Origin of the sequence: uncultured Paraglaciecola sp. (assembly GCF_937123705.1) — a bacterium.
Lineage (GTDB): Bacteria > Pseudomonadota > Gammaproteobacteria > Enterobacterales > Alteromonadaceae > Paraglaciecola.
The window spans coordinates 42010-51960 of sequence record NZ_CAKZKO010000211.1 but is presented as its reverse complement, the minus strand read 5'-3'; the positions used below and the strand labels follow the sequence as shown (position 1 = coordinate 51960).

Annotated in this window: 9 protein-coding genes and 1 tRNA gene; 4 read left to right on the top strand and 6 right to left on the bottom strand. The window is 40.2% G+C overall.

The genetic code is table 11. The features are described from left to right. Nucleotides 1-77 (bottom strand) — tRNA-Trp (locus Q0688_RS26480). A 276-nt stretch (nucleotides 78-353) separates the two neighbouring features. Here Q0688_RS26480 and Q0688_RS26475 point away from each other — a divergent pair. Beyond that, on the top strand, nucleotides 354-1058 hold the full coding sequence (locus Q0688_RS26475) for a DUF445 family protein (protein WP_299084737.1): 705 nt from the start codon (nucleotides 354-356) through the stop codon (nucleotides 1056-1058). A gap of 9 nt (nucleotides 1059-1067) precedes the next feature. On the opposite strand, the gene Q0688_RS26470 is transcribed toward Q0688_RS26475, so the two are convergent. From Q0688_RS26470 to Q0688_RS26450, 5 genes are all read right to left on the bottom strand, one after another. Then, nucleotides 1068-1745, bottom strand: a complete 678-nt coding sequence (locus Q0688_RS26470; protein WP_299084734.1) for a pseudouridine synthase — start codon at nucleotides 1743-1745, stop codon at nucleotides 1068-1070. 4 nt (nucleotides 1746-1749) lie between these two features. Beyond that, the gene (locus Q0688_RS26465) at nucleotides 1750-2382 is read right to left on the bottom strand and encodes a LysE/ArgO family amino acid transporter (RefSeq protein ID WP_299084732.1); all 633 of its coding nucleotides are present in this window, start codon (nucleotides 2380-2382) and stop codon (nucleotides 1750-1752) included. Between the two features lie 36 nt (nucleotides 2383-2418). Then, nucleotides 2419-3120 carry a hypothetical protein gene (locus Q0688_RS26460; RefSeq protein ID WP_299084730.1) on the bottom strand — a complete coding sequence of 234 codons (702 nt, stop codon included), beginning with the start codon at nucleotides 3118-3120 and terminating at the stop codon, nucleotides 2419-2421. 28 nt (nucleotides 3121-3148) lie between these two features. Continuing rightward, the gene (locus Q0688_RS26455) at nucleotides 3149-4990 is read right to left on the bottom strand and encodes an ABC transporter ATP-binding protein (protein WP_299084727.1); all 1842 of its coding nucleotides are present in this window, start codon (nucleotides 4988-4990) and stop codon (nucleotides 3149-3151) included. 69 nt (nucleotides 4991-5059) lie between these two features. After that, on the bottom strand, nucleotides 5060-5695 hold the full coding sequence (locus Q0688_RS26450; RefSeq protein ID WP_299084725.1) for an RraA family protein: 636 nt from the start codon (nucleotides 5693-5695) through the stop codon (nucleotides 5060-5062). A gap of 253 nt (nucleotides 5696-5948) precedes the next feature. Here Q0688_RS26450 and Q0688_RS26445 point away from each other — a divergent pair, with 253 nt between their 5' ends. The 3 genes from Q0688_RS26445 to Q0688_RS26435 all read left to right on the top strand — a co-directional run bounded on the left by Q0688_RS26445 (nucleotide 5949) and on the right by Q0688_RS26435 (nucleotide 9888). Then, entirely contained in the window at nucleotides 5949-7961 is a 2013-nt protein-coding gene (locus tag Q0688_RS26445; protein ID WP_299084720.1) for a M28 family peptidase, read from the top strand. Between the two features lie 342 nt (nucleotides 7962-8303). Continuing rightward, nucleotides 8304-8810 (top strand): hypothetical protein, encoded by a 507-nt coding sequence (locus Q0688_RS26440; RefSeq protein WP_299084717.1) that lies wholly within the window; start codon nucleotides 8304-8306, stop codon nucleotides 8808-8810. 196 nt (nucleotides 8811-9006) lie between these two features. Further along, nucleotides 9007-9888 (top strand): universal stress protein, encoded by an 882-nt coding sequence (locus tag Q0688_RS26435; protein WP_299084715.1) that lies wholly within the window; start codon nucleotides 9007-9009, stop codon nucleotides 9886-9888. Nucleotides 9889-9951 lie beyond the last annotated feature (63 nt).

Below are 9951 nucleotides of genomic sequence, written 5' to 3'. Positions count from 1 at the left end.
TGGCAGGGGTGGAGGGATTCGAACCCCCAGCCATCGGTTTTGGAGACCGCTGTTCTACCAATTGGAACTACACCCCTAAAACTTTGGTGCGATAATCAGATTTAAATTACCATCTAATCCGCAAATTTTAGTTACACCAGCCTTGTTAAATCATCAATTTTTCGGGAAAAATGCTGAATCACTATCAAGGAGGGAGGCGTATTATACTTATTGGCACATGGGATACAAGCAGAAAAATTAAAGAAGATTAACCAAAAGGAATTAAAGTAACACCTTTACCATATGGTAGTTTGACAGCTTGCTTTTTACTGATATAAACCTCTTTATAATTTTAAAATTTTGGAGTCGTTTCTTTGAACAAAAGTATTATTACCAACGGGCTGGCCTTTGCCCTTATGTTAGTGGGTTTTATATTAGAAAATGTTGTGATCAAAAGTATCGGTTTATTTGCTGTATCTGGCGCCCTCACTAATTGGCTAGCAGTCCATATGTTGTTTGAAAAAGTGCCTGGCTTATATGGTTCTGGCGTAATACCACAACGTTTTGAGGATTTCAAAAAAGGCATTCGTACTTTAGTCATGGAGCAGTTTTTTAGCGAAACAAACATTCAGAGGTTTTTAACTGAGAATAAAAAGCCGGTGCAGTTAGATTTAGCACCAATTATAAAAAAAGTGGACTTAGCCCCCACCTTCGATTCTTTAGTTGAAGTGATCAAAGCATCGTCATTTGGCCAGATGCTAGGCATGTTTGGTGGAGAGGAAGCCTTAGAGCCCATGCGCCAACCTTTTGTCGATAAAATGGGCGCTGCGCTACAGCATATTACTCAAAATCCTGAGTTTGCTTTGCTGCTCCAAGAGGAGTTAACCCAACCCGACGTGCAACACGATCTTCATCATAAAATCAGTCAAATTGTTGAGCAACGTCTAGATGAACTGACACCAAAAATGGTCAAGGAAATTATTCAAGCCATGATTAAACAACATTTAGGTTGGTTAGTCGTCTGGGGCGGAGTATTTGGTGGTTTAATAGGATTATTAGCGGCTTTACTCAATTTTTAGCAAAGCACATTAGAAGGGACATGGACTGGTCAAAGTAATAGGTTGATGCAAATGCGGGTGTTCAAATCTAATGTCCAAAGCATGTAACAACAGCCTAGAGGCCATAGCTTGCGTTGCGGCAGTACCATACAAGTCGCAACCTAAAATAGCATGGCCAATTGCTTGGCTATGAAGGCGCAGTTGATGGGTTCTTCCAGTCAAAGGTGTGAATAAAACCTTAGTGCGACTTGGATTAGCATACCGTTCAAGAACACTATATTGAGTTTGCGATGGTTTGCCCTCTTGATGGCAAATTTTAAGCCGAGGAAAAAGTGTCGCATCCTTGGCAATGGGCAAATCAATCAAACCTTGGTTAGTCAGCAATTTTCCCGCTAGAACACTCACATAACGTTTTACTACTGTTTGGGTTTGAAATTGCTTAGTAAGTTTGGCATTTGTTACTTTGTCTTTAGCTAATAACAATATCCCTGATGTGCCTAAATCCAGTCGATGAACTAGCCTAATTTCAGGGTACTGCTGCGCTAATCTATAGTGAACCGAATCTTTATTCAGAGGATTTTTACCCGATAGACTCAATAGCCCGCTGGGTTTATTAATAACCAACAAAAATTCATCTTCAAAAAGTATCTGGATCTCTTCAAAACATTTTGGTGCAACAAAATTGTCAATAATCGATGAATTCACCATCGAGTTAGGAAGCTAGGTTCTGATAAACAAAGGCGGCCAAACCTGTGGCAATCCAGCACATCACCACGCCAATGATTGAATCTAATACCACCCAAGTTCTACTGCTTTCAAAGTAAGGGATCAGCTTTTTCGAGGCATAGCCAAGACCAAAGAACCATACAAATGATGCGAATAATGAGCCCACTAGAAACCAGCGTTTCTCTTCGCCGCCTAATGTAGCGCCTATGCCACCTATGATCACTAAGGTATCCAAATATACATGAGGATTAAGTAACGTGATGGCCAGTGTTGTTAATAGCAGTTTAGTGAGGGTTTGCTGTTTACTGCCTTGGTGCCCAATATGTAAATGACTATTTCCTCTATACGCTCTATAAAAAGATTGGCAGCCATACCAATATAAAAATGCCGCGCCAAATATTGCTAAGGCGTTAAGAAAGAATGGTGACTGTTGTAAAACCGAACCCACCCCTAACACACCTAGGCTGATTAATGCCGCATCACAGAAAAAGCATAGCGCACATACATAGAATACTTTCTCCCCAAGTAATCCTTGTCTTAAGATAAAGGCGTTTTGCGCACCTATGGCAACTATCAAGCCACCTGAAATCAAGAACCCCTGCACCAGTATACTTATCACAAACTCACTTCCATTAACTTAAGATCCTCACTCAATTTAATTATGCTGTACTTGGGCAATTTTTAGCGAACGCTTCAATGCAGCACTAATTTCATTCTTCATAAAGGCATATTTTTTGTGGACTGTATGGAAAGTTTGCGCCTTGAACAACTCGATAACTTTAAGATGTTGCATCTCAGCGCCCAAATCCTGATTTTCTCCCGCAACGTAAACACCATACTGAAAACGTTTTCCGAGTATAAGATTGGCAATAACAGACAAATTGTTGATTTTATAAAAAGCGTCGCTCAAAGGTTTAGAATAGAAAGTGTTCAAACTCTTTAGCAGTGTATCTGTGGTAACAATGGCATTGGTATCATCAAACAAAACCTCTTCACTACATACAACATCAGGAAGGCATAGCAGCACAAAAGAGGCAGTCACCATTGATGGCTCTATTTTAATTAAGGTGTCGTAACCTCTCAAACCTAATTCACTGAAGCCGACATCGCCATCAACCTCTTCAGACTCCACCGCCATTAAGTTACGGTGCGTGGGGAACATCATCAGATCAATAGGAATACCTAATTCCAAATAAGTTCGCTCTATTATAGGAATAATATCCTTTATGATCACAGGGTGATCAATATAAGAAAAGGTCAAATGCTTAGGTTTATCCTGTGCATTAACGCTAGTATGTAAAAAATAGCTAACGAAGAAAACGCAGCATAGTAGATATTTTGTAGAGTTCGCTTTCAAACCCACCACCTATACTCAATAATATTTTTTATTCCAAACCAATAAAACCGCCAGTTTGATGGGCCCACAATTTGGCATAAATACCGTTTTGGTTAATCAACTCTGCGTGTGTACCTGATTCGACAATTTTACCTTGGTCTAGTACTAGTAATCGGTCCATTTGTGCAATGGTTGATAACCTATGGGCAATAGCCAACACCGTTTTATTCTCCATCACTTTATTTAAGCAATGTTGAATCGCCACTTCTACTTCTGAATCAAGAGCCGATGTGGCTTCATCTAAAATCAAAATAGGTGCATCTTTTAACATAACACGGGCGATAGCGATACGTTGTCGTTGCCCTCCAGAAAGTTTCACCCCACGCTCGCCCACATGGGCATCGTAGCCGGTTCTACCCTGCATATCAGTTAATGATTGTATGAAATCATGGGATTCAGCCTGCTTTGCAGCTTTAAGCATATCCTCGTCACTAGCATGCAAACGCCCGTACAATATGTTGTCGCGTACAGAGCGATGTAACAAAGAGGTATCTTGAGTCACCATACTAATATTGGCGCGCAAGGTTTCTTGCTTTACTTTGCTGATGTCCTGTCCGTCTATGGTGATACGGCCGCTTTGAATATCGTAAAAACGCAGTAATAGATTCACTAAGGTTGACTTACCTGCACCTGAACGCCCTACCAACCCAACTTTTTCACCTGCTTTAATTTTAATATCAAGATCATTAAAAACAGTAATAGGGCGATTATTTGCGCCCGAGTAACCAAAGTTTACCTTGTCGAAATGAATCGCCCCTCCACTGACTTCTAACGTTTTAGCGGTAGGTGTATCTTGCACCTCAACAGGCAAAGCCAAGCTATTGATCCCATCTTGTACAGTACCTATGTTCTCAAACAACGAAGAGACTTCCCACATCACCCATTGCGACATGCCATTAAGACGCAAACACAAACTTATGGTAATGGCGATTTCTCCTGGCGTAACTAAGTCAAGCATCCAAAGATATATCGCTAGTGCAGAAATACAAAAAACCAACAGGGCATTGCTAAACCACACACAAGCATACAACACAGTTACTAGGCGCATTTGCGGATAAACACTCTTTAAGAAGCCAAACATGCCCTCTTTAGCATAGTCTTCTTCACGGCTGGTGTGGGCAAACAACTTTACTGTGGTGATATTGGTGTAACTATCGACAATACGGCCCGTCATCATTGACCGCGCATCGGCTTGACGTTGCGATACCCGCTTGAGTTTTGGTATAAGAATGCGTAACACCACTAAATACACAACCAACCAAATCAATAACGGCGCGCTTAAACGCCAATCAGCGGAAAAAACTAAAAATAGTATACTGATAAAGTACACACCCACGTATACCAAAATATCCAATGTTTTCATCACTGCTTCACGAACGGCCAACGCCGTTTGCATCACTTTAGTGGCAATGCGTCCTGCAAACTCATTCTGAAAAAAACCTAGACTTTGCCCCATCATATAACGATGAGCTTGCCAACGAATTTGCATAGGATAATTGCCCATTAACCCTTGATGGGACAAAAATGATTGGGTGATCACCAATACTGGCAACACCACTAACACCAACACCCCCATCCAAATAAGATTGCCCGACTGCAGTTGTAAAAAAGTTTCTTTATCACTTTGAGCCAATAAATCGACAAGTTGCCCAAGAAACCCAAACAACGACACTTCAAGGATCGCAATGACGGCGGATAAAATCGACACCATAAAAATAACTGGCCACATGCCTTTCGAGTAATATCGACAAAAAGCAAAAATGGTTTTTGGAGGTTGCTTAGGATGCTCAACGGGAAACGGATTAGTTAACCGTTCAAAAAATGAAAACATGCAGAATATTGACCTTGGAATTACGCCGCCTGTTAATCTCAATATCTAACAGGCGTTTTCTAAATTAAGCTAACCAGAATACCCTAATTCTTGTAATTTCGATTCAATTTTTTTCGAATGTTGCGCTTGCCATTCGCTTAAATTCATCGCGGCATCTTTATCAGTACGCGCTTTAGCTAAGTCATACACCTCTTGCAACTTATCTTTAGGAATTACCGCAATGCCGTCTTCATCTGCCACAATAAAATCACCACCACTAATTGTTACACCGCCGCACTCAATTGTCTGATTAAAAGGGTAGATTTGTCTCTTACCTGCTGGCTTTGGGATCACGCCCCTGGCGTACACTGGAAATTGGTTATCTCGAATCTCAGCAATATCTCTGACCATGCCATCAATCACCATAGCTACAATGCCACGCTTTTGTGCCACAGCGCATACATTACCACCCGCACTGGCAAACTCAGAGCCTGCTTGTACTACTAATACGTCACCGGGCTTAGCCCGATAGATAGCGGCATGTAAGCTTAAATGGTCGTCTTTTCCACATTTCACAGTAAAAGCAGGGCCCGCAATTCTAGGGATCTGCGACCAAAGTGGATAGATTTCTGGATTCACAAACTGATCCCGAGATAACCCTTCAGCATATTCACATGTCGACACGGCCAATATTTCGTCGAGATTAGGTAGACTATTTTTAGGCATTTACTTCCCTCATACATATAAACTCAGTTTGAACCATTCAAAAAATAAACACTAATTAGCAATAATAAGTATCGTCTTTAAACTGCCAAATATCAGTTTCGCTCTTCATTTTCATCAGAGTATTACAATATCTAAAGATCTTCTCGTGCCAAAGGATCTTATTAATATATTACATTTTCATTTCATTTCATCTATCAAAGGTTTAGGTTAATACTTTGATTGTTTTACAAAATCATTATTACAGGAATTTTATATGCGTCGATTATTTATTCTTTTAATCCTTTGTTCAATGAGTGCAAAACTTTTTGCAAATGATCTTTCCAGCTTAATCAAAGAACAATCCCTAATAGACATTGCTAGAGAAGTATCAGGATCTCATGCTAAACGCAATCTCGATCAAATGACCCTTTTCCACCGAATGAGAGGCAGTAAAGAATTTAATTTGGCAGCTGACCACGTACTAAAACAACTACGCAGTTATGGCTACAAAGATGCGAACTTGCTCACTTTTCCCGCTGATGGAAAGACTTTATTTGGTACCCAAAAGTCTCGACTTGCTTGGAATGTTAGTTTTGCAGAACTCTGGGAGTTAGAAAAAAGAGATGAGAAATGGCACCCTTCAATAAAAATGGCCGACTGGTCTGCTCGCCCCCTTACTCTTGTTCAAGATAGCGACAGTGTCGATACTGAAGCTTACTTAGTTGATATTGGAGAAGGGACTTCAGAGTCTGATTACCAAGACAAAAAGATTAAAGGGAAAATAGTCTTAACATCTAGCCAACCAGCTGCTGTTGAGGCATTGGCTATCGTTAAATATGGAGCTGTTGGTGTACTTTCCTATGCAGCTAATCAAAAATCTGCTTGGTGGCAACTAGATGACAACTTAGTTAGATGGGGGCATTTATCTTCATTTAGAGATTACCCAACCTTCGGGTTTATGACCACCTTAGGGGAAGCCAGAAGACTTAAATCAAGATTGGGAAAAGGTGAAAAAATCCGTTTCCACGCGAAAATTAAGGCGCGACGAGAGGTTGGTGAGTACCAAATTGTTAATGCCCGTATTGATGGTAGCGACCCTCAATTAACCAAAGAAGAAATTGTCTTTAGTTGTCACCTTGATCACCCTCGACCTGGAGCCAATGACAATGCTAGTGGCTGTGTGGCAATCCTTGAAGTAGCAAGGACATTAAAAGTACTCATTGATTCAGGTAGAATTCCCCCTCCTAGAAGAAGTATTCGATTTATTTGGCCAGCTGAAATTGAAGCCAGTCTTATTCTGTTGAATGCTAAACCCGACCTCGCAAAGCAATTTAAACATGTAGTTCACATGGATATGGTTGGCGGAGGACCAGTAACTAAAGCTGTTTTTAGACTTTCTCGAGGTCCATCAAGTGTTGCAGATATTAGCGGCGACATTGCTTTTTCTATCATCGACTTTGTGAATAAACACACGCTAGATTTTGCAGGTGGTGTAGATACACCTTTTAAACTCATCTCATCTACAGGAGGTAGAGAACCTTTACTAGCACAAAAGGAATGGCTCTCGGTAGGCAGTGATCATGATGTTTTTGCATCAGGTAGCTGGGCTATACCCATTACATATATGCATGACTGGCCAGATCGCTACATCCATACTACTAAAGATTTGGCCGCAAATATTGACCCAACTAAACTTAAACGCGCAGCCTTTATTGGTCTAGTTCAAGCCACTATTCTAGCTAATCTTGGAGCTAACAATGAGAAAGCGTTAATTGAAACATTAAGGGCGAACCTTATTAAACGTGCGGGAAATGTTGTCGAGTTATTATCTAAGTCAAGAAAAAATGAAAGTTTACAGGCTGCTATTAGTCGAGGTTATTTGTCGAATGAAAAGCAAATAATCAATTCAATTAGCACTTATTCTCAATTGACTGACCTTACAACACTTCATAGTGACCTAAATACATTAAAGCCGTTTCTCAAATTAGGTCATTCAACACCTAACACAATCATCTATAGGCGTAACAAGTCTATCAAAGGTACCATGAATGGATTTGGATATTCCTACCTCAAAGACAAACTTGACCACCAAATTTACGCCAACTTAAAGCTACCCAAACAGACTAATGGCTATGAAAAGAGCTATGAAGCATTAAATTTGATAAACGGAAAACGCAGTCTAACTGAAATACACGACCGCTTAAGTTATCAGTTTGGTAGCGTCTCAAAAGCGGCTTTAGCTGAATATTTTACTGCTTTAGCGAGCATCAATGTAATATACAAATAGTTAAAGAATTCAATTCAGAATGTCCGTTGAAGATTTTATATAGTGACTTTCGCTTTAGAATTTTATTTCAGAAGTCTTCCGTTTTAACTCCCGAAAGGAATTACTCAATGGTTTTAAATCTGAATTATTAAATACCTAATTTGAGGACGCTATTATCAGGTTCTTATTAATTTTGCACTGCTATTTACATCCTGATGCTTTAACTTAATATTAACCTGTTCAAATTTGGGAATTTCGTTAACGAAAAGTACCCTTTAGCAACAATGAACAGCTAAATGTTATGGCAATTCTGATTTTTATTCATTTGAATTGCCTTGAATGTAATTGAAATAAGGAAGCACGATGTACGCTAAACATTTACTCAAAACGCCAATAATCGGGATACTTTTATGTGGTCAAGTATTTGCAGATTCAGTAGTGATTGATGATGAAGTAGGGTTTGCAAAAAACGCTAATGTAAAATCAGCGGTCAGAAATGAATGCAATTTGGAAGATAAGTTTGCCAATTTTCTTGACCAATATATCTCTGATGCAGGCATGACAGTGGTCAGAGCCAGTTCAGATGAAGCTAAAAAAGTCAGCAAACGTTTGCATGTAGAAATAGACCGAGTGCATGGTGCGGGTGGCGGTGGCTGGACAGGCGGAAAAATGGTTCATGCCGTTGGCAAACTTACCGAAAATAGCAAGGTTATTGGTTCATTCGCGGTACAGCGCACCTCATCTGGCGGTGCTTTTGGTGCTTTTAAGGGAACCTGTTCGTTACTTGGCCGCGACGTTAAATCCATGGCTCGCGACGTAAGCCAGTGGATCACTTCGCCTTCTAAAGATGCAAGATTAGGCGAACTATAAATTTATCGCTTGGCAAGACTGAAGAATGTAAATAACTACTTTCTTCAGTCTTCTTATCTTTTACTAAAGCTTTCTTTTAATAGTCCCATATATGTGATTTGGTATTATTTCCCTTCTACCGATTATTGTTGTAGATCAATGCCTTCCTGCTTAGAATGCGTAGTATTCAGTTGCAAGCACACTTTAAGAGGCACAGATGGAAATTAAGAATATCTTGGTCATTGCCGACCAACAAGACAAGAAACAAAGCGCCTTAGCTCATGCCAAGTCCTTGGTAGAGCGTTATGAAGCTAAACTCCACGTTGTCGCTTTTCATCATGAAAGTCTTGCTCGGCTCAATGCTGATTTAAGTGATACAGAACAGCTTGATATTCAAGATAAAATTCTTGCTTCAGGACACACTTGGCTAAATGAGCAAATTGCCACTTTCAGCCTACAATCACAATCAAGCAGTGAAGTGGTGTGGGAAAAGGATATTTTCTCATGGGTTATAAAACACTGTGCCTCTCACAGTTACGATCTGATCATAAAGACAGGACACCGCAGCGAAGAGTCATTCTATGTGCCCACCGACTGGCATCTAATGCGCAATAATCTAGTACCAACCTTACTGGTTGCCGAGAAAAAGTGGCGTAAGAAGCAATCCATAATGGTGTCACTTGATTTAGGCACTCGCGTTAAATCTAAGCAAGCACTCAATCAAAAATTACTCGATGCAGGGATAAGTTTTGCTAACAGTGCCGATATGCCTTTGCATATCTGTTATAGCCTACCTATTTCACCTGTATTAAAGGATTTAGGGATCATTGATACCAAAGCCGCCGTTAAAGATGCCAAAGCAAAATATCTCCCCGCAATTCAAAAAATGCTGGGAGACTATGCTCTTCCCAAACAGAACATTCATATCAAAGCGGGCGACGCTGCTAAAGTAATACCGAGTATCGCCTCAAAACATGCCGCTGGCTTGGTCATTATGGGTAGTATCGGGCGCAAAGGCTTAAAAGCTAAACTCATGGGAAATACCGCCGAAAGTGTTTTAGCCTTATTAAAAACAGATATTTTGGTGATGCAGCCTTAGGTACTAACGTTAATTCAGTCTAAATAAAAATGTGTTTGCGCCAAACAACACAAGGCAGAACCG

Coding starts and splice junctions, on each gene's coding strand:
- Q0688_RS26470 (WP_299084734.1), bottom strand. CDS start 1,745: ATGGTGAATTCATCGATTATTGACAATTTTGTTGCACCAAAATGTTTT.
- Q0688_RS26455 (WP_299084727.1), bottom strand. CDS start 4,990: ATGTTTTCATTTTTTGAACGGTTAACTAATCCGTTTCCCGTTGAGCAT.
- Q0688_RS26450 (WP_299084725.1), bottom strand. CDS start 5,695: ATGCCTAAAAATAGTCTACCTAATCTCGACGAAATATTGGCCGTGTCG.
- Q0688_RS26445 (WP_299084720.1), top strand. CDS start 5,949: ATGCGTCGATTATTTATTCTTTTAATCCTTTGTTCAATGAGTGCAAAA.
- Q0688_RS26440 (WP_299084717.1), top strand. CDS start 8,304: ATGTACGCTAAACATTTACTCAAAACGCCAATAATCGGGATACTTTTA.
- Q0688_RS26435 (WP_299084715.1), top strand. CDS start 9,007: ATGGAAATTAAGAATATCTTGGTCATTGCCGACCAACAAGACAAGAAA.